Genomic DNA, 25,014 nt, shown 5'->3' with positions numbered 1-25,014 from the left:
CACGGGGATGTCGGCGAGGAAGGGAATCACCAGCGGCTTGAGCCCCGGCAGGCTGAAACTCACGTAGTGCTGGCCGATGAAGGAGGACAGACCGATACCGAAGATGGTCAGCGCCAGTCCCGCCGCCGCCTGGTTGCCGATGAGCGACAGCGACAGCACGGCAAAGATGAGCGAAGCAAGCATGCCGGCCACCGCCCCGGCACCGAGTCCGGCAAAGGCGCCCAGCCCGGTGTCGGCCGCCATGGCGAAGCCTGCCACCGCGCCGATGAGCATCATGCCCTCGACGCCGAGATTGATGACGCCAGAGCGCTCTGCCACCAGTTCGCCGAGGCCGGCGAAGATGAGCGGGACAGCGGCGCCAAGTGTGCCGGCGAGGATGGGTACGAGGTGTTCGATCATTTGTTGTCCTCAAATGCTAATTAGCGCTGAGGTCCCGACATCACTCACCATGACGGTTGGGACCAAAGGTGAAGCCCTGTGCTGCTTGATTCTTCGCTGTTTCTAGCTGTTCGCACTTGCTCTGACGCTCTTGCCGATCACGTCGGCTGGTCGGACAACGCACAAGTCCCAAAACGGCGGATGACGCTTCGCTTTTCCGCCCTGCTCGCATGCATTGGCACTCCCCATGAAGGAGCTTTAGCTCTACGCATATACAGGTGCGAGCCATGGGTGGCCCCATTTGAGCCGCCGAGCAACGCAGTCAAGTCAGGTCGCCCGCGTAGCGGGTCGGCGAGGACTGTTTGAGGAGCGCAGCGACGAGTTCCGCAGGCGCCTGACTTGACGAGTAGCGCGGGGGACCTGCCGCAGGCTGGCGCCGATGCTGGGGTCGAATCGACGGTTACTTTCTTGTCGAAAACAAGAAAGTGACTCGGCCGCCGGGACGAACTCCCGGCCAACGCAATCAAGCAGTCGAGACCAAGCCCGAACACTCCCAAAAAAGGCAAACCCCTAAACCGCCACCAACCTCCCCTTCCTCTTCAACCGATAATCCACAAACACATCCGTCCCCAACAAAAAGAACAACAGCATCCCCTGGAACAAGCCCGTGATCGCTGATGGCAATTGCAGCGACACCTGCGCCGACTCGCCGCCGATGTAGATCAGCGCCATCAACAGTCCCGACAACACAATGCCAAAGGCATGCAAGCGCCCCAGGTAGGCCACGATGATCGCCGCGAAACCATAGCCGGGCGAGATGTTCAGATTGAGCTGGCCGACCGGTCCGGCGACTTCACCGACGCCGGCGATACCTGCCACCAGCCCCGAGAGGGTCAGGCTGAACCACACCGTACGGTTGCTCGAAAACCCCGCGTAACGCGCTGCCGCTGGCGCTTGTCCGCCAACGGCGAGCTGGTAGGCCAGAAAGCTCTTCGATACGAACAACCAGAACGCGAAGACCGCAAACAGCGTGATGAACACCGACGTGTTCACGCGCATGCCTTCCATCAGTGGCGCGAAGAGCGAGGCGTCACTGAACATGATCGACTGCGGGAAATTCATGCCGCCAGGATCGCGCCACGGGCCATTAACCAGGTACGAGAGCGCGAAGGACGCGATGTAGGTGAGCATCAGCGTGGTGAGCGTTTCTTCCGCGCGGAAGGCGGTCTTGAGCCACGCGGCCAGGGCACCCCACAGTGCGCCGCCGAGCGCGCCGGCGACGACCATCAGCGGCAGAATCCACCATGAGTCGAGCCCGTCGAAGGCGATCGCCACGCCGCCGCCAAAGATCGCACCCATGATGAGCTGGCCTTCGGCGCCGATGTTGTAGATGCGCGCGCGAAAACCGATCGCCAGTCCTTGCGCGATGAGGATCAGCGGGCTCGCCTTGACCAGCAGTTCGCTCCATCCGTAGTTGGTCAGCATCGGTTCGATGAAGAACACATGGAAGGCCTGCCATGGATTCTTGCCCAGTGCCGAGAACAGGATCGAGCCGGTAATCAGCGTCAGCGCGATGGCGATCAGGGGTGACGCCAGCCGCATCGGCGTCGACGGTGACACGCGCGGTTCAAGCAGCGACATGGATCTTTTCCGGTTGATGAGGCTCGACGGCGAGCCCCGACATCTGCATGCCGATGCGTTCAGCGTTGGTCTGGCTGGTGGGGACAGCGGCGGACAGGCGACCACCGGCAAGGACGGCAATGCGATCGGATATCTCGAACAGCTCGGCGAGCTCTTCGGAGATGACCAAGATCGCCACGCCCTGCCGCGACAGATCGAGCAAGGTCTGCCGCAGGAATGCCGACGCACCGACGTCCACACCCCACGTTGGCTGTGCGACCACCATGACGCGCGGGCTTTGCGCGATTTCGCGCCCCACGATGAATTTCTGCAGATTGCCACCCGACAGGCTGCGCGCCGCGGCACCGACACCGCCACCGCGCACGTCGAAGCGTTCGATGCAACGCCGTGCGAAATCGCGCGCGGCCGCAAAGCGCACGAACCCGAAGCGCTTCAACCCATGACGATGCGCAGTGAGAATGCCGTTGTCGCTCATCGACATTGGCGGCACGGCACCGCGCCCGAGACGCTCTTCCGGCACGAACGAGAAACCATGGTCGCGCCGGCGGCCCGGATTGAGCAGACCGACGTCGCGCCCATCGATGCGAATGGCGTCCGCGCGCACCGGCCGCTCACCGGACAGCGCGGAAAGCAATTCCGCCTGCCCGTTGCCCGAGATGCCCGCGATGCCAACGATCTCGCCGCTGTTGACCGTGACCGACACGTCGATGAGCGAAGTACCGAACGGATCGTCGGATTCGAGTGAAAGGTTGCGCACTTCCAGCATGGGCCGCACCTCGCCGTGATACGCGGGGGCCTCGCATACCGGCAGGTCCCGGCCGATCATCATGCGGGCCAGGCTGGCGGTACTTTCTTCGGACGGCACGGCTTCGCCCGTGACCTTGCCGCCACGCATGACCGTGGCCTTGTGGCACAACTCCTGGATCTCGTGCAGCTTGTGGCTGATATAGAGGATCGACACGCCTTCGGAAGAAAGGCGCCGCAGCGTATCGAAGAGCTTCTGCACGGCCTGTGGCGTCAGCACCGAGGTCGGCTCGTCGAGAATCAACAATTGCGGGTCCTGCAGCAGGCAGCGCACGATCTCTACACGTTGCCGCTCGCCCACCGACAGGCTGTGCACCAGGCGGTTCGGGTCCAACGGCAACCCGTAGCGCTCGGAGACATCCTTCACCCGCAGGGCCAGTGCAGCCAGATCGAATTTGCCCTCGAGCGCCAGCGCGATGTTCTCCACCACGGTCAGCGTTTCGAACAGGGAGAAGTGCTGGAACACCATGCCGATACCCAGGCGGCGCGCCTCGGCGGGATTGGCGATCGAGACCTGCCGGCCGTTCCACGTGATCTCGCCGGCGTCGGCCTGCGTGGCGCCGTAGATGACCTTCATCAGCGTGCTCTTGCCAGCGCCGTTTTCGCCGAGCACGGCATGGATCTCGCCGGGCATCACCTTGAGGCCAACGTCGTCGTTGGCAACGACGCTCGGGTAGCGCTTGGTGATGTGCAGCAGTTCCAGTCGGGGAACGCTCATGCATAGCCCTCGTGCGGATACTTCATGTCAGGGTGCGCGGCTCAATCGCGGTGTTCGACGAATCGTGCGCCGTAGGTGATGCCGGCCACGCCCTGCACCGCTTCGCGCGCCTCGCGCACTTGCAAGAGTTGGGCCACGACGCCGGCGGCAATCACTGCCGGGGCCTTGCCGCGGATACCCGGAATGCCGATCGGGCACGTCATGTCGGCCATCCGCTCGTGCGCGATGCCGCGCTCGGTGAGTTTCCGCTCGAATGACATCCGCTTGGAGCGCGAACCGATCAGTCCGAAATAGGCAAAGTCGTGCCGGCGCAGGATGCGCTCGGATAGTGCAAGGTCGAGTGCATGGCTGTGCGTGAGCACCAAAAAATAGCATCCGGCGGGAGCGTCATCGATTTCGCATTCGGGCGTGTCGGTTGCCACCACGGTCACCCGGCCCGGCGGATGCGAGGGAAACATGTCGTCGCGCGAATCGATCCAGGTCACGTTCGCTTCGATGGGCGCCAGCGCCCGGACGATCGCTTCGCCGACGTGCCCCGCACCAAACAGGTGCACGTTGAACGGTTCGTCGGCGATCTCCTGCACGAAGGCCCAGTGCTCGCCTTCGAATACGGCGCGCGCCAGATCGTTCTGCGCCCGTTGCGCAATGACTCGCCAGTCGGACGTCGCCATGTCCGCGCAGGCCGTGCGCGACAATCTTGCGCCTGCATCCAGGGCATCGAGCCGGCCCTGCCAGTCGGCGGCCGTCGCCGCCTCGATGCGCTCGAACAGCACCCATACCACGCCGCCGCAGCATTGCCCGAGGCTTGCCCCCAGCGCGAAACGCCGCAACATCATCGTCTGCCCTTCTTCGAGCATGTCGCGGGCGTACTGCATGGCCTGCCATTCGAGATGCCCGCCGCCGATGGTATCGATGGCGCGTCGCGCGCTGACCAGCATCGACGCGCCAGCCTCGCGCGGTGTGGAGCCGTCGGCGCGGATGATCGACATCAGCACCACCGCAGGTTCTCGACGAAGCCAGCCGGGCAAGGTCCGCAGCCAGGTCGGGATCATGTCGCATCCTCCATGGGAGTGCCGCGGCCGGCGGCGATGGCGCGCAGAATGGCTTCGGGCGTGGCCGGCGCGTCGAGCCGCAACGGCGCATCGGCGGGAATCGCCGCGGCGGCCGCTGCACGGATTGCGAAGAACACCGAGAACGGCAGCATCAGCGGCGGCTCGCCCACGGCTTTCGATTTGTGGATGCTGTCTTCGATGTTGGCGTTGTCGAAGAGCTTGACGTTGAACACCTCCGGACAATCCGAAGCGGCCGGGATCTTGTATGTCGACGGTGCGTGCGTCATCAGCTTGCCATCGTCGCGCCACCAGAGTTCCTCGGTGGTGAGCCAGCCCATGCCTTGCACGAAGCCGCCTTCGATCTGGCCGATGTCGAGCGCCGGATTGATCGAACGGCCGACGTCGTGCAGTACATCCACACGCAGCACGCGGGTCTGCCCGGTGAGCGTGTCGATGGCAACTTCCGACACCGCCGCGCCGTAGGCAAAGTAGAAGAATGGCCGCCCCTGCATGGTGGTAGGGTCGTAGTGGATCTTGGGCGTCTTGTAGAAGCCCGCCTCCCACAACTTGATGCGCGAGCGATAGGCCTCCATCACCAACGCCGCGAAGGGCTGGTCGGTGCCGGCCACGTGCACGCGGCCGTCAGCGAATGTCACGCTCGCCGCATCGACACCATGCAAACCGGCTGCGAACTGTGCCAGCCGCTCACGGATTTCAAGTGCCGCCGCGCGCGCGGCCATGCCATTGAGATCCGTGCCGCTGGACGCCGCGGTGGCGGATGTATTGGGTACGCGCGTCGTGTCGGTGGCGGACATGCGCACGGCGTCGAACGGCAGTCCGAACACTTCGGCCACGATCTGCCTGACCTTGGTGTACAGCCCTTGTCCCATCTCCGTGCCACCCTGGCTGACAAGCACCGTACCGTCGTTGTAGACATGCACCAGCGCACCGGCCTGGTTGAACAAGGTGGCCGTGAAGGAGATACCGAACTTGACGGGCGTGAGCGAAATGCCGCGCTTGACGATGGGGTTCGCCGCGTTGAATGCGGCGATGCGATCGCGGCGCGCAGCGTAATCGGAATCCGCCGCGAGTTGATCTATGAGCGGCGCGAGAACGTTGTCCTCCACCTTCATGCCGTATGGCGTCGTGGTGCGCACGTCGCCCGCCGAATCTCCGTACAGGTTGCGGCGCCGCACGGCGAGCGGGTCGGCACCGAGACGGCGCGCGATATCCTCGATGACCGATTCGATGGCGAACGTGCCCTGCGGCCCACCGAATCCACGGAAAGCGGTATTGGACACCGTGTGCGTCTTCATTCGCAGACTGCGGATGGCAACCGCATCCAGGTAGTAGGCGTTGTCGCAGTGGAAGATGGCGCGGTCATTCACCGGCCCCGACAGGTCGGCCGAATACCCGCAGCGCGAGGCTAGCTCGAACTTGATGCCGAGGATCAATCCGTCGTCGGCGAAGCCCACTTCGTAACGGATGTCGAAGTCGTGCCGCTTCCCCGTGATGCTCATGTCATCGTCGCGATCAAGCCGCATCCTGACGGGCTTGCCGGTCTTCCACGCCAGCAGGGCCGCCACGCACGCGGTGTGTTGCGACTGCGATTCCTTGCCGCCGAAACCGCCCCCCATGCGGCGGCAGGTGATCTGCACCTGGTGCGCCTGCCAGCCGAGCGCGTCGGCAACGAGATGCTGCATCTCGGTCGGATGCTGGGTCGAGCAGTACACGTGCATGCTGTCGCCCTCGCCAGGCACGGCGTAGGACACTTGCCCTTCCAGGTAGAAATGCTCCTGCCCACCGAGGTAGACCTCGCCAGCCAGCCGATGCGGAGCGGCGGCAATCGCGGCCTGCGCGTTACCGCGCGCGACTTCGACCGTAGGCAGCAGGTGCGAATCGGCCGCGAGCGCGTCATACACGCTCAGCAGTGCGGGCTGCTTGTCGTATTCCACTTTGGCGCGACGCGCCGCGCGGCGGGCGAGGTCGTGAGACGTGGCAACCACGGCTGACAGCGGCTGGCCGTAGAACTGCACTTTGTCAGCAAAGATCGGTTCGTCATGCGCATGCACCGGACTGCATTCGTTGTGGCCCGGTACGTCGGCACCGGTCATCACATCGACCACGCCCGGCTGGGCGCGCAAGGCGTCGACATCGATCCTGCGCACCGAGCCGTGCGCCACTTCGGCCAACACAAGCGCCGCATGCAGCGTACCGGCCAGCTCCGGCATGTCATCGGTGTACACGGCCGAGCCGGTCACATGCAGCGCTGCACTTTCGTGCGGGCGGGCGTGGCCGACAACGGCGAGCGTCTCGGGTTGGGCTGCGGCCTGGAAGACGATGGGTTGAGGATGATTCACGCGTCTGGCTCCGTCCTGATCCTGTCGTCGGTGGGGGCTATGCGTCTGCCAGCTCTTCTACACGCAGGACGGCGTCGCCACCCTGCGTGCTCAGCCACAGTCGTTCAAGGAGATTCGCCGCCACCGTGCGTCGATACGCGGCACTCGCGCGCATGTCGGAGAGCGGTGCGAAGTCTTCGGCCAGCGCGGCCTGCGCGTTGCGCACGGCAACCTGACTCCATGGCAGACCTTCCAGTGCGCGCTCGGCACGCAAAGCGCGGCACGGTGTGGCTGCCATGCCGCCGAATGCGATGCGAGCGTCTTCCACGATGCCGCCGCGCACCGTAAGGGCGAAGGCGCCGCACACGGCCGCGATGTCCTGATCGGCACGCTTGGACACTTTCCAGATACGAAACAGCCGAGCATCATCCCGCGGTCGCCGGGGGATGCGGACGGCCGCGACGAATTCGCCTTCCTGCAGTGCGGTGCGCCGATAGGCGAGATAGAAATCTTCCAGCGGCATGTCGCGACGCACGGCTTCGCGCTGCAGCACGACGCGTGCGCCAAGCGCGATCAGGCCCGGCATCGAGTCACCGATGGGCGAGCCGTTGGCCACGTTGCCACCCAGTGTGCCGGCGTTGCGCACCGGCGGGGACGCGAAGCGCCGTGCCAGCTCGGCCCACATCGGCTCTTCGGATGTCATGACGGCAAACGCGTCGGTCAGGCTTGCCGCCGCGCCGATATCCAGCCAGTCGTCATCGATGTGGATGTGGCGCAGCGCATCGACCGCGCCGGTGTAGAGGATGTCCGGCAGTTCGCGCAGTTGCTTGGTGACCCAAAGACCGACATCCGTCGACCCGGCCAGCAACGTGGCCTGCGGATGCTCGGCGCGCAGGCGGCCAAGCGTATCGAGATCGCGCGGCGCCCAGAAGCGCTGTCCATGTGATTCATACGCCAGAGCCGGTGCGGCGCGCATGTTGCGCAATGCGTCAATGACGGCGGCACGATCCATCTCAACGCGCGGTTGCTGGTAGGCGGCGCGCGCCGCGTCGAAGATCGGCCGGTAACCCGTGCAGCGACACAGGTTGCCGGAGAGCACGTCGGCCACTTCCTGGCGGGGCGGGCATGACGTGGCGTTCTCGTACATCGCCCACAGGCTCATGACGAATCCCGGCGTGCAGAATCCGCATTGCGAACCGTGGCAATCGACCATCGCCTGCTGCACGGGGTGGAGGTTCGTTGGGCCCTGCCCGGCCAGGTCTTCGACCGTGAACAGCGCCTTGCCGTCGAGCGTGGGCAGGAACTGGATGCAGGCGTTCATCGCGCGCAATTGCAGCGCGTCGTCGACCAGTTCGCCCACCACGACGGTACACGCGCCGCAATCACCTTCGGCGCACCCCTCCTTGGTGCCGCATTGATGGAGGTCTTCGCGCAGGTATTGAAGGACGGTGCGCGTGGGACTGACGCCGGCCACATGGCGGACGCCACCACGGAAGTAGAACTGGATCGGTCTTGCGACCGGCTCTGCGGGTGTCGTGGGGTTCATGATTCGACCCTGCGTCCATTTGATTTGGATCATGAACGCATTATTGCCCCAGCGCCAGTGCGGCTGTCCGCCGGAAAGACGATATCGGTCATTCGCCAAAACCGATGTCGGGCCGGATCGCGATGAGCCCGGAATAAAAAGGCCCGGACGAGCCGGGCCTCTTGTGAGTGCTGCGCCGAGCGGCGCTTATGCCGGTTGCGCGACAGCGCGCGGCTCCAGATTGGCGGGCGCGTCCCGCAGGATCGACCATACGGCGACGGCGGCCAGAATGTCGAAGCAGGCCAGCATGGCGAACAGCGGCGAGAAACCGATCTTGTCGGCCAGCGCGCCGACGACCAGCGCAAACAGCGTGCTGGCGGTCCACGCCGCCATGCCGGTGAGGCCATTGGCGGTGGCGACTTCGTTCTTGCCGAACACGTCCGCGGACAGCGTGATGAGCGATCCGGACAGCGCCTGGTGGGCAAAGCCGCCGATGCATAGCATGGCGATGGCGATGTAGGGGCTCGTGAAGAGGCCGATGATGCCCGGCCCGAGCATGAGGAAGGCGCCCAGCGTCACCACCATCTTGCGCGAAACGATCAGCGTCACGCCGAAGTGCTTCTGGAAGAACGGCGGCATGTAACCCCCGATCACGCAACCGAGATCGGCGAAGAGCATCGGCATCCAGGCGAAGAGCGCGATCTGCTTGAGATCGAAGCCATAGACCTGGTGCATGAACAGCGGAATCCAGGCGTTGAACGTGCCCCACGCCGGTTCGGCCAGGAACCGCGGCAGCGCGATGCCCCAGAACTGACGGTTGCGCACGATCTGCCAGACGGAGGCTTTCTGCGCCTTGTCGTCCTTCAGGCGTTCTTCCTGCCCGTCGAGGATGTAGGTGCGCTCCTCGTCAGTCAGCATCTTGTGTTGCTTGGGGCTACGGTAAAAGACGATCCACAGCGCCGCCCACACGGCACTCAGCGCGCCGCAGATGATGAACGCCATCTGCCAGCTATGGACGAGAATCGCCCACACCACCAGCGGCGGCGCGACCATGGCGCCAATCGATGAGCCGACGTTGAACCAGCCGACGGCCGCCGAGCGCTCTTTGGCCGGAAACCATTCGGAAGACGCTTTCAGGCCGCCCGGAATCATGGCCGCTTCGGCGGCGCCCACCGCAGCGCGGGAAATCGCCAGCCCCTGCCAACTGCCGGCGAAAGCCGTGGAGATACAGAACACCGACCACAGGACGGCGAACACGGCGTAACCAAGCTTGGTGCCCAGCAGATCAAGCACATAGCCTGCAATAGGCTGCATGACGGTGTAGGCCGCCGAGTAGGCGGCAACGATGTAGCTGTACTGCTCCGTGGTCATATGGAGCGTGCGCTCCAGCTCGGGGACTGCCACGGCGATGGAGTTACGGGTCAGGTAGCCAAGCACGGTCCCGAGCGTGACCATTGCAATCATGTACCACCGGAGCCCTTTGATCTTTTTCATGCGATGTACCTCACAGGAATTTTCCGACACCAGAATTCTTCGGACATCTGAAAAGTAATCCTACTACATCGATAAATAAAGCTTTTCACCGCCTCCACCGGTGAAAACTTGTTTCAAATGCAATTACTTTGGAATGATGCGACGACGCGGAGCCGATATTGCCCGGCCACGCGAACGTCAAAGATCACGGAAAAAGAGAACGAACGGAATCACGGTCACGGCCAGCACATACACCAGCCATTCCGCGTGAAAGCGCGCCAGATGGCCCGAGAAGTGAAGACCAAGCACGACCAGGGCCACCACGTAATACAGCGTAAAAAGCATGCCGCCACTCCGAGCAGACTCTGCCCTGCACTGTTCGAGGATGTACCGGACCGATCCTGCAGGCGGATCGGCACGGACCGATACTGCGCAGCGACGCCACCCGGAGGGAATGGAAAGACTGGGCGTGCCACGCCAGAAATGTAGTCTAACTACAGACACCGGTCTGAATTGACCGGCTTACTCCTCTACGTGACGCAGCGAAAAATCGACGGACTGAACATCCTTGGTCAGCGAGCCGACCGAAATACGATCAACGCCGGCCAGAGCGATCTCGCGCACGCGCTCAATGCTGATGCCGCCAGACGCTTCGAGCTGGGCGCGCCCGGCGGCGATGCGGACGGCTTCTGCCATCTGCGGCACCGACATGTTGTCCAGCAGCACCATCGTCGCGCCGCAATCGAGCGCTTCGCGCAACTGGTCGAGGTTTTCCACTTCGATCTCGACGAACGCCGTAGGCGGTGCGATCGACTTGGCCTTTTCCAGCGCCGGACGGATGCCACCGGCGGCGATGATGTGGTTCTCCTTGATCAGGATACCGTCATAAAGCCCAATGCGGTGATTCGAACCGCCCCCGGCCTTGACTGCGTACTTTTGGGCAAGGCGCAGTCCCGGCAGCGTCTTGCGCGTATCGACGATGCGTGCGCGGGTGCCTTCGACGGCGTCCACGAAATGGCGCACGGTGGTGGCGGTACCTGAGAGCAATTGCAGGAAGTTGAGCGCTGTACGCTCGGCCGTGAGCAGGCTGCGCGCATTGGCAACGATGCTGCACAAGGACTGGCCGGCCTGCACGCGCTCGCCGTCACGGGCGTGCCACACCACGGTGCTGGTCGGATCGAGCATATGAAAGGCAGCATCGAACCAGGCGGCGCCGCACAGCACGGCGTGCTGGCGCGTGATGACCCGACCGCTGGCATTGGCCTCGCCGGGGATGAGCATGGCGGTCAGATCGCCGGTGCCGACATCTTCAGCCAGGGCACAAGCCACTTCGCGCTGGATTTCCAGGCGCAGGACAGGATCGATGTGGGGGCTCGTGTATTCCATGGTACGCATGCTCATGCTGGGGGAGCGCACGATTCTACACGCGCAGGGCGCATGCGAATCAGCTACGCCCGTCCCCTGCTGCCGTACAGGGCGACCGCGACGCCCGAGGCCATGATGATGGCAATCCCCAGCATGCCCACATGGTCGGGCAATTGCCCGAATACCAGCCAGCCGAGCAAGGTCGCCCAGCCGAGTTGTGCGTAGCTGATCGGAGCCAGCAGAGAAGCTGGCGCGTCGCGGAACGCCAGCGTGAAGAGCCAGTGTCCGACGAACCCGAGCAAGCCGATGCCGACGAAGAACGCCACGTCCAGCGCGGTCGGCTTCGGCCCTGACCATGACCAGGGCAGGAACAAGCCAAGGATGAAGGTGCCCAGCAGCGCGGTGTAGAACAACATGTTGATGGTGCCGTCAGAGGCACTGAGCACGCGCGAGAGCAGCAGGTAGAAGGCGTAGCAGACCGCTCCTGCCAGCACCAGCCCGACCCCCAGCCAATCAAGTTGCGCCCCGGGGCGGACGACCAGCAACATGCCGCCAAAACCAGCCGCGACCGCGATCCAGCGTACGGCGCCGATGCGCTCTCCCAGGATCGGCCGCGCGAGCAACACCACGAGGAACGGCGACACGAACAGGACGGCGGTCGCTTCGGCCTGCGGCATATGACGGAAGGCCAGCGCCATGAAAAGCGTGACTGGCGCCAGGCAGGCGCCGCGAATGAGCACCAGCGCGGGCCGGCGCATAGTGAATAACGCCCGCCCCATGCGGGGAGCGAACAGGGCCGACATCATCAGCAGGTGCAGCGCATAACGCATCCAGCCGACGAGAGCGGCTGGATAGACGGCCACGAGATGCTTGGTGATCGAGTCGAGGCACGCGAACATCAGAAGCGCGGTCACGCACAACATGACACCTCGCATCGGCCGCTGGACTGCAACCGATGACGCAATGCTGGATTCAGGCGGCAACTGCGACCCCGATTTTTCTGATCACAAGGATTATTCTGCCACGATCATTAGCCCTCTCTCGTTTTGAGACCGGTCGCCATGTCCGCGTAGACAACTGGCGCGATACGCCGCAGGGACTATTTCGCGTCAGATGGCGGACATGCGGTAGAGGGATCGTCTCCACGCTGCAGCGCGAGCAGCCAGCGCTCGGCCGCTCCGAGCTGCAGATCGCTGAATATCTTGACGCCGCACGCCGCCAAGCGCGCCGCCACGACGCCCATCCCTAGGACGCGGCGCCCGCTGAAATGCCCGTCATGGATATTGAGGACCCCGCATGAAGGGCTGCTCTCCTTGAGGACGGCAAACGCGACGTGATGCTCGCGCGCCAATCGGACGGCATGATCAGCCCCTTCCTTGAATCGTGCGGTAAGGTCCTGTCCTGTCGCGTCAATGACTCGATGCGCTCCGCGCCACACGGACGAACCATCGCCGCCAGGCTCGATCTCGGCCGGCGGGCGTGGCGTTGGCAATCCGCCGGCGACTTCCGGGCACACCGCCACGACGCGCCCCTGCTCAATCCAGCGCAGGAGGATCGTATCGAGCCGGGCCGCCCCTCTTCCGTGATAGCGCACGGGATGTCCAAGCAGGCATGCGCTGACGAGAATGCGGTGCATGTGTTCAGGCGTCACGTCTGCGCCATCATGCTCCGGCGCCCTTTGAGTATTCCCGCTGCGACCATTGGGCATCAGAAAACCGGCTCCATCAAAGGTACGTTTTGAACAGGGTCACCGAAGCTTCTACCGGGCCGCCCAGGTATGGCATGAGTTCTTGCTGCGGTTGTCTCGCAAACGCGGTTCTGGAAACGAGAAAGCCCCGCATGGCGGGGCTTTCGGATCGTACAGGCAGGTTTGCGTTTTTACTTGCCGCGCTTGAGGCGGGCGTTTTCGGCAATGCGCATGCGCAATGCATTGAGCTTGATGAAGCCGCCGGCGTCAGCTTGGTTGTACGCACCGCCATCATCATCGAACGTAGCGATGGTCTGATCGAACAGCGTGTCCTTCGAATCGCGGGCCACCACCGAGACGCTGCCCTTGTAGAGCTTGACGCGCACCCAGCCATTGACGTTTTGCTGCGTGTGGTCGATCAGCGTTTGCAGTGCCACGCGCTCCGGCGCCCACCAGTAGCCGTTGTAGACCAGGCTGGCGTAACGCGGCATGAGGTCGTCCTTGAGGTGGGCGACTTCGCGGTCCAGGGTGATCGATTCGATACCACGGTGGGCCTTCAGCAGGATCGTGCCGCCCGGGGTTTCGTAGCAGCCACGGCTCTTCATGCCGACGTAGCGGTTTTCAACCAGATCGAGACGGCCGATGCCGTGCTTGCCACCGATCTTGTTCAGTTCGGCGAGCAGTTCGTGGGCCGCCATCTTCTTGCCGTTGATAGCAACCAGGTCACCCTTGACGAATTCCAGGTCGAGGTATTCCGGCGCGTCCGGCGCCTGTTCCGGTGACACGGTCCAGCGCCACATGGATTCTTCGGCTTCGGCCTTCGGGTCTTCGAGGTGACGGCCTTCGTAGCTGATGTGCAGCAGGTTGGCGTCCATCGAGTACGGCGCGCCGCCGTTCTTGTGCTTCATGTCGACTTCGATGCCGTTGGCTTCGGCGTAGGCCATGAGCTTTTCGCGCGACAGCAGATCCCATTCGCGCCACGGGGCGATGATCTTCACGCTCGGCATCAGCGCGTAGGCGCCCAGCTCGAAACGAACCTGGTCGTTGCCCTTGCCGGTGGCGCCGTGCGAGATAGTGTCGGCACCGACCTTGCGAGCGATTTCGATCAGGCGCTTGGCGATCAGCGGACGAGCGATCGACGTGCCCAGCAGGTATTCGCCTTCGTAGATGGTGTTGGCGCGGAACATCGGGAAGACGAAATCGCGCACGAATTCTTCGCGCAGATCGTCGATGAAGATGTGCTCGGGCTTGATGCCGGCCTTGAGCGCCTTGACTCGCGCGGGTTCGAGCTCTTCGCCCTGCCCCAGATCGGCGGTGAAGGTCACCACCTCGCACTTGTAGGTATCCTGCAGCCACTTCAGGATCACCGACGTATCCAGGCCGCCCGAATAAGCGAGCACCACGCGTTTCACATCACTCATATCTTCCTCGATTTCAGATCGCGGTCCGTCGCCTAACGAAGCGCCCAAGACGACTCTGCATGACCGGGTCGGGTCACCCTGCCCAGTGGGCTTGCCGTTCAGCGCAGGGGATCGTGCACAGCGCCCGCCCGGTGCCGGACGCTACAGACCGAAGTCCGCTATTGTATTACGTTGATGCAGGCAAGGTGGCTGCAATGGCGGGACAAGCGTCGGCGTTGCCGTCGATCAATGGTAAGAGAATGCAACGGCGGCGGCGCGCCTAGGGTTCTGAGCCGTGAAAGACGGCTTCGATGTTGTGCCCGTCCGGATCGAGCACAAAAGCGGCGTAGTAGCCGGGGTGGTATTGCGGGCGCATGCCTGGGGCACCGTTGTCGCGTCCACCGGCGGCGAGCGCAGTCCGGTGGAAGGCGTCGACTTCTGCATGGTTGGCGGCGCGGAAGGCGACGTGAACGCGTGGCGTTTGCGGCACGCCGTGCGAAACCCAGAAGTCACCACCGGGATCAGAACCCGGCTGCGCATCGCGGACTGCACCGAAACCGGCTGCCTTGTCGCCAAAACGCAGCACCACTGCGTAACCCAACGGCGCCAGTGCGGCCTCGTAGAAAGCAATGCTGCGGGGCACATCGGTCACGGTGACGCCAGTGTGGTCGATCACGATGCGCCCCTTGCAAAAACGGATCGTCAGTCGGCGATCGGCATGCGTTCCGCAGCATCCAGCCGCCCGAGCACCAGGTACTCAAGCAGGGCCTTCTGTGCATGCAGGCGATTTTCGGCTTCTTCCCACACCACGCTTTGCGGCCCGTCGATGACTTCGGCGGTGACTTCTTCGCCGCGATGTGCCGGCAGACAGTGCATGAAGAGCGCGCCAGGTGCAGCTACGCGCATCATGTCGCCGTCAACCTGGAAGTCCGCGAAGTCGCGCATGCGTTCTTCGTTTTCGGCTTCAAAGCCCATCGAGGTCCAGACGTCAGTAGTGATGATGTCCGCACCCTTGGCGGCTTCCATCGGGTCGGCGAATTGCTCGAAGTGATCCGTGCCGTAGAGGTTGGCGCGGTCGGCTTCGACCTCATACCCGGGCGGCGTGGCCACGTGCACGTTGAAATCGAGCACTTCGGCTGCCTGCAGCCAGGTGTTGCAGACGTTGTTGGAGTCGCCGATCCAGGCCACCGTCTTGCCCGCGATCGAGCCGTGATGCTCGATGAAGGTAAAGATGTCGGCCATGATCTGGCAGGGGTGGTATTCGTTGGTCAGCCCGTTGATCACAGGCACACGCGAGTTGGCCGCAAAGCGCTCGATGATCGATTGCTCGAAGGTACGGATCATTACCGCGTCGGACATGCGCGAGATGACCTGCGCGGCGTCTTCCACCGGTTCGCCGCGCCCCAGTTGCGAGTCGCGCGTGTTCAGGTAGATCGCTGACCCGCCCAGTTGTTGCATGCCGGCTTCGAACGACAGTCGCGTACGCGTGCTGGCTTTCTCGAAAATCATGACCAGCGTGCGGTCGAACAGCGGGTGATGCGTTTCGTAATTCTTGAACTTGCGCTTGATCGTGGCCGCACGCTCGAACAGATAGGCGTATTCGTCGCGGGTCAGATCGTTGAACTGGAGATAATGCTTGGGCGTTTTCATGATGTGGTCTGTCGCGACTGTCCGGCCCATGCGGCCGTGAGCAGCCGCCTTGGCCTTTCACTGACGCTACAAAACACAACGGCGGCAATAGAAGCCGCCGTCAACCAAGTAACGAATTGTAGCAGAAAACTCCGGCCACCCCACCGGCGCCCGATGCCTTCCTGCAAAGGTTTTGCGCCGCAGCACAAACTCGTCAAGACGGTCTTTTCTGGTAGACTGCGTCCTGCTCAAGCGGCACAAGATCGCTGGGCACGTCCGGCGCCGTTCGCTCTCCTCCGAACGATCAACACCGCCCCGGACACCACCTTCCAACAGACTTCGCGCGCACAGGCTTAATGTCCGCCCCTGCCACCAGCTTTATCATCGTCGGCCAGACTCGTGACGGGCAACGCTTTCGCCCGAGCGATTGGGCCGACCGGCTGTGCGGCATCATGTCTGCCTTCGGGACAGACCGGAAAATGAAGTTCTCTCCCTACGTGCGCCCCGGCTGTACGCTCACCGGCGAAAAATGCGTCATGGTTGATGGGCAGCTCCAATTCATCGAACCGCTGGCGTACAAGTTCCTGCTCAACTTCGCCAAGGATAACGACCTGAAGGTCGACATCCTGGCATCCGAAGTCTGAGTCCTCACCGCTCCGGCACAGGCAATACCATACCGATTGCAGTAGCCGTCGACGGATCCGCACGCGCACGAATACCACTGAGTGCATGATCACACTCACGCGCGGCGCGCCAAGTTCAAACGACTGAAGGGCAAAACAGGAAAGAAGGGATGGGGCGACGGACGGGACTCGAACCCGCGACAACTGGAATCACAATCCAGGACTCTACCAACTGAGCTACCGTCGCCACTTCTGACTGCAAGCGCGAATGCTTGCAGGGAAAAACTTTACTGCGCTGGCCTGCCCGACAGGAATCGAACCTGTAACCTACGGCTTAGAAGGCCGTTGCTCTATCCAGTTGAGCTACGGGCAGATCTCTTATGCCGGACCGGTCTTCGGAATTAAATCACTTCCACCAGTGCATTCTGGTCGGGGTGGAGGGATTCGAACCCCCGACATCTTGCTCCCAAAGCAAGCGCGCTACCGGGCTGCGCTACACCCCGAGGAGGCAGAATTCTAGTAGAGCCTCTCGATTACGTCAAATCATTTTGAGTGGTTCTGCGCAAAGCCATTCTGCCATCCGCGCCACACGCATATTGCGTACTGCATGCGGCGCGAAACACATCAATCAATGATGGTGATGGCCGTGCGGACCATGAACGTGGCCATGGGTGATTTCTTCCTGCGAGGCGGGACGCACGTCGGCGATGGTGATGTCGAACACCAGCGCGGTGCCGGCCAGCGGATGATTGCCGTCGACCACGACCTTGCCGTCTGCCACATCGGTGATGCGGTAGAGCATGTCGTCTTCGCCGTCGTCGCCCACGCGCTCGAAAGCCATGCCGACTTCGACGTTGTCGGGGAAGAGGCTGGCGTCTTCGATATGCACGAGGCTTTCGTCGTATTCACCGAAGGCATCATCCGGTTGCAGCTTGACCTGCAGGGTTTCGCCCTTGTTCTTGCCATGCAGGGTTTCTTCGAGCAGCGGGAAGATGCCGTCGTAGCCTCCGTGCAGGTACACCAGCGGCTGTTCGCCGTTGTCGACGATGTTGCCGTCCGGGTCGCGCACCTTGTAGTCAAGCGTGACGACGGTGTTCTTGACGATTTCCATTTCTGCTCCTAGCGAGTTCTTGTATGAGTCCGAGTATTTCATCCGTGTGCGACGACTGGCTCCAGTCTTCGAACGTGTGATGGATGAATCCATCGCGACCGATGATGAAGATTGCGCGTTGCACATCGGGCTTGATCGTGCCGCCTACTTCACGCTCCTGCCACACACCATAGAGGCGGCAGACCGATGCGTCGGGATCCGACAGCAGCGTGACACCCAGGCCATGCCGATCACAGAATTCGCCGTGCACCAGGCAGTCGTCGAGGCTCACGCCCACCGGTATGGCAGAGCATTGCTCGAAGATTTCGCCGGCATCCGAAAACTCGATGGCCTGCCGCAGGCTCGAAGGCATGCTGTCGCGGGGGTAAAAGTACAGCACGACAATATGGGATCGCGTCACCTCGGCAAGGTCGAACGCTTCCATGTCGGCGTCGGGAAGCGAGAACATGGGTGCAACTTCGCCCGGAGCCGGTCGTGCCTTGCGGCCGATGGCGGATTCTACCCCGCTCACCGACCGAGCACTATCGTTTGATACCGGAGTTGCTTGCGCCATGACGACTCTCCTTCGAACCAGGGCTGCGGCGTCGCTCCCGCGACATTCTGATGAGATAGCCAAGGACCCGCGCAGCCACAAGTTAATTCGTGTCACCTTCATGCCGGCTTGCGACAGCGCATGCGCAAACCGCAACGCACTATCGCAGGCAGACCTTTCGTACTTGCGCCATGTCGGTGTGGCCGGCGAGCACTTTCTCGATGCCGTCCTGGCGCAACGTTCGCATGCCATCACGCAATGCAGTGGCGAAGAGATCCGCCACCGGCGCGCGCGTCTGGATGCGGCGCTTGGCCTCTTCCGTGCCGACCATCAGTTCATGCAACGCAATGCGACCACGGTAACCGGAGTTGCTGCATTCGGGACAACCCTTGGCACGATGCAGCACAAAGTTGCCTGACGCGTCGGCGAACTGCGCGCGCCATGCATGCAGGATGTGGGTGCGCGCGGCGTCGGGGTCGCGGGCAAACGCTTCCGTCTTGCGCAGGTCTTCGCAATATTCCGACAGCAGTGCGTCGATCTCTTCGGGCGATGGCGCATAAGCCTGGCAGCAATTCTTGCAGAGCCGCCTGGCGAGCCGTTGCGCCAGTACGCCCAGCAGCGCATCGGCGAAATTGAACGGGTCCATGCCCATGTCGAGCAGGCGCACTACGGATTCCGGCGCACTGTTCGTATGCAACGTGGATAACACGAGGTGGCCGGTGAGCGATGCTTCGATGCCGATCGCGACCGTTTCGCTGTCACGCATTTCGCCGACCATGATGATGTCCGGGTCCGCTCGCAGGAACGAACGCATGACGGTCGCAAAAGTCAGGCCCGCCTTGCGATTGACCTGCACTTGCCGCAAGCCGCGTTGCGTGATTTCCACCGGGTCCTCGGCGGTCCATATCTTGGTCTCGGGTGTATTGAGTGCCTTGAGCACCGAGTGCAGCGTGGTCGTCTTGCCGGAGCCGGTCGGACCGCACACGAAGAAGATGCCGTAAGGCTTGCTGATGGTCTCCTTCAAACGCGCAAGGTTGTGCGGCGACAGCGCCAGATCGTCCAGCGCGATAGGCTCGCCGCCAGAGAGCAGGCGCATCACGACATCCTCGGCGCCACCAGAGGTGGGCACAGTGGCGACGCGCAATTCGATGTCCAGCGGGCCGTACTTGCGAAAGCGGATCTTGCCGTCCTGCGGTTTGCGTCGCTCGGCGATATCGAGGTCGCACATGATCTTGATGCGCGCCACCAGCGCGTTGCGATAGCTGGCGGGCACTTCAATGTACGGCGTCAGCACGCCGTCCTTGCGAAAGCGGATGAGCGTCTTTTCCTTGCCGGGTCGCGGCTCGATGTGAATGTCGGACACGCCCTGCCGATGCGCATCGATGATGACGCGATTGACGAGCTTCACGAGTTCATTGTCGGCGGCGGCGGAAAGATCGTCCGCCGAGCTGTAGCCCTCGTCGTCCTCGCCCATCTCCGACAGCAGATCGCCCACGTCCAGATCGTCGGTCATGGTGTCGAAGAACTGTGCAACCGTCAGCGCAAACTCGCGTTGTGTCGTCACGCGATAGTTGATGCGCGCATCAAGGAATACGTTCTGGGCCACGCGCGAAGAGGCCACCTGCTCCGGATCGACGGCCACGATCTGGATACCCTGCTCGTTTTCTTCCAGCGGCAACCAGAGACTCTTGCTCGCGTACTCGCGCTTGATGTTGCGCAGCAGATCGATCGGCCGAACCCGGTCGGCGCGGTAGGGCTCGTACGGCACTTCGTAGAAGCGCGCCATCGACTCCCCAAGCTCGACATCGGTGCATGCAAACCCTTCGCGCAGCACCTGCTCCACCGACAGCCGGCGTTGCCGCGCGATGGCCACCGCCGCATCGAGATCGCCCTGCGTCAGGCGCCCGCACGCAACGAGCTGGTCGTAGCGCGAGCGCAGCGGCATGTCGGCATGCTGGCGTTGCGACAACGCGACGGCAAACGTGCGAGCCAAGCCTTGCAGGCCTTCTTCATGGATGCTGGTGAAGGCTTCGTCATCCACGCTGTCGGCCAGCAGCACGACACCGATGAGAGAGTCGTCTTCGCCGTTGATGATCGGCGCGGCCAACGCCTGCCGCTGCGGGCCGTCCTCGCCGATGTCTTCCGGCGCCCAATCGTCGGCGAGCGACTGCATGGCGGCGAGGTTGCCGACATTGGGCAAATTGAGCGTGCGCCGCTCGAACGCACACAGCCCCACCACACCACGCGGTGCAATTGCGATGCGCAGCACGCGCACCATGCCCGCATCGCGCACCCGGGCGCGCAGGCTGCTCTGCGCATGATCGGCCATGAACACCAGCATCCGCCTCGCACCGAACAGCGCGCAGACTTCGTCGGTCAGGCCGAAGATCAGTTCTTCCTGACTGTGCGTCGCATGCACGCGCGTCGTCAGCGCCTGCAGCCCCTTGAAGAAAGCCAGACGTTGCGCGAGTTCGCCGCCCGGTCTCGCGTTGGGTGCATTCATGTCGCTCTTCTCTTACTCGGTGTTGTGGGCGGCAGCGTACCGCGTCTCCGTGTCGCTATAAATAAAAGACTTCATCGGCCTGCAGGGCGCGGGGCTGGAACGGAATTTCGTAGCCCTGCAGTTCGCGCATGATCTGGACTTCGCTGCCCGGCTTGAGATGGGAGACGAACACCTCGGGCCGCACGTCCAAGGTACGCAAGAACTCTGCCAGCAACTGCGGGCACATGTGGCGCGCGGCCGTGGCCATTTCGCGCTGTGCGTCGGTGTAGGCTGTCTCGATGAGAAGGTAGCGAAGGTCATCGAGCGTATTGAGCGCCGCGGCCAGTTCGGGGCTGTGCGTGGTATCGCCCGAAAAGGCCAGGCCAGCGCCATCCGGCGAGGTCGCGCAATAACCCATCGCCGGCACGGCATGGTCGACAGGCAGCCCGCGAATGCACCGGCCATGGCCGAGTTCGATCGTCTGGCCAACGTCGATGGCGTTGAATCGAAGGCACGGCGCCGCACAATCGGGGATGGCGGTGAAATCGGGCCACACGCGCCAATTGAAGATGTGCTCACGCAGAACGCCCAGCGTCGCCGCGTTGGCGAACACTTGCAACGGCTCGCGGCGCAGCTCGCTGACGGCATCGATCAACATGGGCAGCAGCGCAATATGATCGAGATGGGCGTGCGTCACGAAGACGCGATCGATGCTCGCCATCTCATCAATGTCCAAGACTCCGACCCCCGTGCCGCAGTCGATCAGCGTGTCGTCGTCGACCAGCAGCGCAGTGGTGCGCGAACTGACGCCACCAATGCCGCCGCTGCAACCGAGAACTCTCACGCGCATGACGTCTCCCCTGACCAGGCGCATCCCCGCGGAGCGAGCGCGCGAAGTTGCCACAATGCCGCCAATCCGGCGTCGGCACACATGACTTGTGTCACGCTCGACCCCGCAACGCACGCTGCTGCGCAGCACGCCCGCTCACTTCATCCCCCGCGTCGGCGGACACCGAAAACAGATCGATCAGCCCGACGAGCGACAAAACGGCCATGAACGCAAAAGCAACCTGGAACGCCTCGCGCGACATCGCCTGACCTTCCGCCGGGAACCACACCGATGCCGCTCTGAGCAGCACGGCGCCGATCGCCACACCCATGCCGGCGCTCATTTGTACGAGGACGCTGCTGAGCGTGGAAGCGTCGCTCATGCGCGCCGGCGCGATATCGCAGAAACTGAATGTGCTCAGCCCGGTGAATTGCATCGAGCGCGACAGGCCCGTGAAGAACAGCACCAGCATGATGACGGTGCGCGGCGTATCGGCCGTCAAGAACATGCACAGGGCGAACCCCGCTGCAACCAGCACACCGTTGGTGATGAGAACGCCGCGGAACCCCCATGCGCGCATCCACGGCGTGGTCAGTGGCTTCATCGCGATGTTGCCGGCGAACAGGGCGAGCAGAAGCAGGCCCGAAGTGGTCGCGGAAAATCCAAAGGCCAATTGGAACATCAGGGGCGCGAGAAACGGCACGCTGTTGATCGCCATGCGAAACAGGAAGCCGCCGCGCATGGACACCAGGAATGTGCGTACCTTGAATGCGCTCAGGTCCACCAGCGGGTGCTTCGTGTGCAGCAAGTGATGTCCCGCCCAAAGCAGCGTCACGATGCCCAATATGGCGCACAGGCCGACCTGCCACATGTCGAAAGGCGAATGGCTGGACAGATCGCAGGCGAACATCAAGGCGCTGCAACCCACGCCGCTCAGGATGAAACCCTTGACGTCGAATGGACGCGGTCCTCCTGGCTCGCCGCTCACCAGCAACAACGTCAACGCGAAACCGAGCAGACCGAAAGGCACATTGAGAAGGAATATCCAGTGCCAACCCCAATGCGTCGTGATGTACCCGCCCAGCTCCGGGCCGAGCACGGGAGCGCCGAGCGCCGGCCACGTGAGCATGGCGATCGCGCCGACAAGCTGTTCCTTCGGCGTGGAACGCAGCACCACGAGTCTGCCGACCGGCACCATCATCGCGCCGCCAAAGCCTTGCAGAATACGAGCGGCCGTGAAGAACCACAGGTTGTCGCTCAGGCTGCACAGCACCGACGCGAAGGTAAACACCAGAATGGCACCGCCAAAGACCTGGCGCGGCCCAAAGCGATCGGCCATCCAGCCCGACAACGGAATGAACACGGCGAGCGCCAGCATGTAGGCGCTCACCCCCATCGACAGATGGATCGGCAGCGTATGGAAGCTCTGCGCCATTTGCGGCAGAGCGGTGGTGATCACCGTCGAGTCCAGCAGCTCCATGAAGAAAGCGCCGGCGACGAGCCAGACGAGATAACGATTGCGAGCGGATGCGTCGGAAGGGGCGATACTGGACATGAATCAGCAGCAATGCGCCCGCACCGTCCAGACGCAACGCCGCGCCGGACTCATCTGGGCGGGCAGACCGTCAAGCGGACGGCCGCAGGTAAAACTCCATTTTGACTCCGGCGATCTCGATCACGTCGTGATCCCCCAGCAGATGGGCCTGGGCATCGAGCTGCCGGCCATTCAGGATCGGGAAACTGTCGCCTTCCACGTGGGTGATGAAATAGCCGTGGGGGCGGCGCGTGATGACCGCGACCTGCATGCCGGGTTTGCCCAGCGTTGTCAGCGATTTGGACAATTCCAGTTCGCGACCGGCATTGCGCCCGGAGAGAATCTGCACCACGCCAACGGCTTCGCTGCCACTGCCAGCAGGTGTGGCCTGCCCGGCCGCTTCCGGCGGCGTCTGCCAGCCATTGGTGGGCGTGCTTTCAGTCAGAGTGGTCTCGCCAAAACCGAGCATGGTCTCGGTATGCGCGCGCGGAGCATTGCCCAGTTGCGCGCCCTCGCCCTGCGGCAGGAATGCCTTTTCAAAGGTATTGGCGGCCTGAAACTCCGGCGCATCCTTGAGGAATTTGAGACGATATTTGCCGAGCTCGACGACGTCGTTGTCCTTGAGCACGTGCTTCTTGACGGCCATGCCATTCACGTATGTGCCGTTGGTACTGTTGAGGTCTTCGAGAAAGGCGTCGTTGAGTATGGCGACGATGACCGCATGCTCGCCGCTGATGGCAAGGTTGTCGATCTGGATGTCGTTGTGAGGCTTGCGACCGATGGTCGTGCGCTCTTTGGTGAGCGCAATTTCCTTCAGCACCAGCCCGTCCATGCTCAAAATCAGCTTTGCCATGTCTTCCTCAGTGACCGCGTCGCAACGCCGTCATGTGTCTGTCACGTCCGTTCGTTCAGTATGGCAGGTTCCGCCCGAGTCCGGCAGCGCGTGCGCGCTCGAGCAGATCGAGCCCGAGCGACAGGTCCTGGATGCCCATGCCCTGCGACTCGAACAGCGTGATCTGCTGCTCGGTGGTTCGCCCCTTGCGAAAACCCGCGACGAGGTCGCCCAACTCGACCAGACGCCCCGCAGCCAGTCGCCCTTTTTCGAGGCTCGGCAACAGATCGCCCGCTTCCTTCAGCGCAGTCTCGACCGCATCGACACAGATCAGATCAGCACGACTGACCAATGCCTCATCGACCTCGCGCCGTGCCAGCGAATTGGAGCCCATCGCGTTGACATGCGTGCCTTCGCGCAGCCACACGCCTTCCAGCACCGGCTTCGGCGAAGTCGTGGCAGTGACCACGATGTCCGCCAGCCTCGCCAGCGCCTGGGCACTTTCGGCGGGCTCCACTGAGAGCCCGGTCTGGGCGGACATGTCGCGGCAGAAGGTCGCGAGCCGCTCGGCATTGCGGGCGAATACGAGCACACGTTCAAGCCGGCACACATGCGCCAGCGCCAGCAATTGCCCGCGCGCCTGCCAGCCAGCGCCGATAATGCCAGCGATGCGGGCATCGCTTCGCGCAAGGCGACGGGCGGCAACGCCGCCTGCGGCCCCCGTGCGCATCATGCCGAGCAGATCCGCTTCAATGACCGCCATCGGCAGTCCGCTCACGATGTCATAAAGATGCAGCCAGAAGCGTGCCTTGCCTCCCGCCACGGTGTAGACCTTGAAGCCGGTTGCGCCACGTGCAGGCCATCCGGCCTGCAGCAGATGCTGCGTGCCAGCCCCGGCCCGCACACGATTTCGGGGAATGTCGATCGCCTCGCCGCGCGCCAGCGCCATGTGGGCAGCTTCGACCGCGTCGACGGCCATCTGCATGTCGATGAGCTTCTCGACGTCTTGCTCGGTCAGGTAGATCGTCATTCCAGTCGCTCCGTCGGAACCCGTCCAGAG

Annotated in this window: 21 protein-coding genes, 3 tRNA genes and 1 pseudogene; 1 reads left to right on the top strand and 24 read right to left on the bottom strand. The window is 63.1% G+C overall.

Annotated elements, in window-relative coordinates; genetic code table 11:
- The 14 genes and pseudogenes from ACDA63_RS16660 to argF all read right to left on the bottom strand — a co-directional run.
- Window positions 1-399: pseudogene (locus tag ACDA63_RS16660) on the bottom strand (ABC transporter permease); the annotation flags it as partial.
- 549 nt (window positions 400-948) lie between these two features.
- The gene (locus ACDA63_RS16655) at window positions 949-2,019 is read right to left on the bottom strand and encodes an ABC transporter permease (RefSeq protein ID WP_373664405.1); all 1,071 of its coding nucleotides are present in this window, start codon (window positions 2,017-2,019) and stop codon (window positions 949-951) included.
- The gene (locus tag ACDA63_RS16650; RefSeq protein ID WP_373664404.1) at window positions 2,006-3,541 is read right to left on the bottom strand and encodes an ABC transporter ATP-binding protein; all 1,536 of its coding nucleotides are present in this window, start codon (window positions 3,539-3,541) and stop codon (window positions 2,006-2,008) included. Before ACDA63_RS16650 ends, ACDA63_RS16655 begins: the two co-directional genes overlap by 14 nt.
- Before the next feature lie 41 nt (window positions 3,542-3,582).
- Window positions 3,583-4,593, bottom strand: coding sequence for a xanthine dehydrogenase accessory protein XdhC (gene xdhC, locus ACDA63_RS16645; protein WP_373664403.1), 1,011 nt, complete (start codon window positions 4,591-4,593; stop codon window positions 3,583-3,585).
- The gene (gene xdhB / locus ACDA63_RS16640) at window positions 4,590-6,953 is read right to left on the bottom strand and encodes a xanthine dehydrogenase molybdopterin binding subunit (protein ID WP_373664402.1); all 2,364 of its coding nucleotides are present in this window, start codon (window positions 6,951-6,953) and stop codon (window positions 4,590-4,592) included. Before xdhB ends, xdhC begins: the two co-directional genes overlap by 4 nt.
- Before the next feature lie 37 nt (window positions 6,954-6,990).
- The gene (gene xdhA, locus ACDA63_RS16635; protein WP_373664401.1) at window positions 6,991-8,478 is read right to left on the bottom strand and encodes a xanthine dehydrogenase small subunit; all 1,488 of its coding nucleotides are present in this window, start codon (window positions 8,476-8,478) and stop codon (window positions 6,991-6,993) included.
- A 186-nt stretch (window positions 8,479-8,664) separates the two neighbouring features.
- Window positions 8,665-9,951, bottom strand: coding sequence for an MFS transporter (locus ACDA63_RS16630; protein WP_373664400.1), 1,287 nt, complete (start codon window positions 9,949-9,951; stop codon window positions 8,665-8,667).
- Window positions 9,952-10,128: 177 nt separating this feature from the next.
- Window positions 10,129-10,275 carry a hypothetical protein gene (locus ACDA63_RS16625; RefSeq protein WP_373664399.1) on the bottom strand — a complete coding sequence of 49 codons (147 nt, stop codon included), beginning with the start codon at window positions 10,273-10,275 and terminating at the stop codon, window positions 10,129-10,131.
- A 177-nt stretch (window positions 10,276-10,452) separates the two neighbouring features.
- Window positions 10,453-11,316 carry a carboxylating nicotinate-nucleotide diphosphorylase gene (gene nadC, locus ACDA63_RS16620; protein ID WP_373664398.1) on the bottom strand — a complete coding sequence of 288 codons (864 nt, stop codon included), beginning with the start codon at window positions 11,314-11,316 and terminating at the stop codon, window positions 10,453-10,455.
- Between the two features lie 62 nt (window positions 11,317-11,378).
- Window positions 11,379-12,230, bottom strand: a complete 852-nt coding sequence (locus ACDA63_RS16615) for a DMT family transporter (RefSeq protein WP_373664397.1) — start codon at window positions 12,228-12,230, stop codon at window positions 11,379-11,381.
- 164 nt (window positions 12,231-12,394) lie between these two features.
- Window positions 12,395-12,931, bottom strand: a complete 537-nt coding sequence (locus tag ACDA63_RS16610) for a DUF523 domain-containing protein (RefSeq protein ID WP_373664396.1) — start codon at window positions 12,929-12,931, stop codon at window positions 12,395-12,397.
- 242 nt (window positions 12,932-13,173) lie between these two features.
- Window positions 13,174-14,403 carry an argininosuccinate synthase gene (locus tag ACDA63_RS16605; protein WP_373664395.1) on the bottom strand — a complete coding sequence of 410 codons (1,230 nt, stop codon included), beginning with the start codon at window positions 14,401-14,403 and terminating at the stop codon, window positions 13,174-13,176.
- A 259-nt stretch (window positions 14,404-14,662) separates the two neighbouring features.
- Window positions 14,663-15,058, bottom strand: a complete 396-nt coding sequence (locus tag ACDA63_RS16600) for a VOC family protein (protein ID WP_373664394.1) — start codon at window positions 15,056-15,058, stop codon at window positions 14,663-14,665.
- Window positions 15,059-15,084: 26 nt separating this feature from the next.
- Entirely contained in the window at window positions 15,085-16,032 is a 948-nt protein-coding gene (gene argF / locus ACDA63_RS16595) for an ornithine carbamoyltransferase (protein ID WP_373664393.1), read from the bottom strand.
- Between the two features lie 335 nt (window positions 16,033-16,367).
- On the opposite strand from argF, the gene ACDA63_RS16590 reads away from it, so the two are divergent.
- On the top strand, window positions 16,368-16,655 hold the full coding sequence (locus tag ACDA63_RS16590) for a DUF3579 domain-containing protein (protein WP_373664392.1): 288 nt from the start codon (window positions 16,368-16,370) through the stop codon (window positions 16,653-16,655).
- A 150-nt stretch (window positions 16,656-16,805) separates the two neighbouring features.
- Here the strand turns inward: ACDA63_RS16590 and ACDA63_RS16585 are convergent.
- The 10 genes from ACDA63_RS16585 to ACDA63_RS16540 form a co-directional block, all read right to left on the bottom strand.
- Window positions 16,806-16,881: transfer RNA gene (locus ACDA63_RS16585), tRNA-His, on the bottom strand.
- 49 nt (window positions 16,882-16,930) lie between these two features.
- A tRNA-Arg gene (locus ACDA63_RS16580) sits at window positions 16,931-17,007 on the bottom strand.
- Between the two features lie 53 nt (window positions 17,008-17,060).
- Window positions 17,061-17,137: transfer RNA gene (locus tag ACDA63_RS16575), tRNA-Pro, on the bottom strand.
- 125 nt (window positions 17,138-17,262) lie between these two features.
- Window positions 17,263-17,745, bottom strand: a complete 483-nt coding sequence (locus ACDA63_RS16570) for a peptidylprolyl isomerase (RefSeq protein WP_373664391.1) — start codon at window positions 17,743-17,745, stop codon at window positions 17,263-17,265.
- On the bottom strand, window positions 17,711-18,298 hold the full coding sequence (locus ACDA63_RS16565) for a peroxiredoxin (protein ID WP_373664390.1): 588 nt from the start codon (window positions 18,296-18,298) through the stop codon (window positions 17,711-17,713). The genes ACDA63_RS16570 and ACDA63_RS16565 overlap by 35 nt, the downstream gene beginning before the upstream one ends.
- A gap of 139 nt (window positions 18,299-18,437) precedes the next feature.
- On the bottom strand, window positions 18,438-20,780 hold the full coding sequence (locus ACDA63_RS16560) for a GspE/PulE family protein (protein WP_373664389.1): 2,343 nt from the start codon (window positions 20,778-20,780) through the stop codon (window positions 18,438-18,440).
- Between the two features lie 55 nt (window positions 20,781-20,835).
- On the bottom strand, window positions 20,836-21,609 hold the full coding sequence (locus ACDA63_RS16555) for an MBL fold metallo-hydrolase (protein ID WP_373664388.1): 774 nt from the start codon (window positions 21,607-21,609) through the stop codon (window positions 20,836-20,838).
- Between the two features lie 91 nt (window positions 21,610-21,700).
- Window positions 21,701-23,143: an MFS transporter gene (locus tag ACDA63_RS16550; RefSeq protein WP_373664387.1), complete on the bottom strand. Its 1,443-nt coding sequence runs from the start codon at window positions 23,141-23,143 to the stop codon at window positions 21,701-21,703.
- 70 nt (window positions 23,144-23,213) lie between these two features.
- Window positions 23,214-23,975 carry an FHA domain-containing protein gene (locus ACDA63_RS16545; protein ID WP_373664386.1) on the bottom strand — a complete coding sequence of 254 codons (762 nt, stop codon included), beginning with the start codon at window positions 23,973-23,975 and terminating at the stop codon, window positions 23,214-23,216.
- A 55-nt stretch (window positions 23,976-24,030) separates the two neighbouring features.
- Window positions 24,031-24,984, bottom strand: a complete 954-nt coding sequence (locus ACDA63_RS16540) for an ornithine cyclodeaminase family protein (protein ID WP_373664385.1) — start codon at window positions 24,982-24,984, stop codon at window positions 24,031-24,033.
- Window positions 24,985-25,014 lie beyond the last annotated feature (30 nt).

It is taken from the genome of Uliginosibacterium sp. sgz301328, assembly GCF_041807905.1.
Taxonomy (GTDB): Bacteria; Pseudomonadota; Gammaproteobacteria; order Burkholderiales; family Rhodocyclaceae; genus JBGVSA01.
This window is presented reverse-complemented; position numbering and strand designations above follow the sequence as displayed.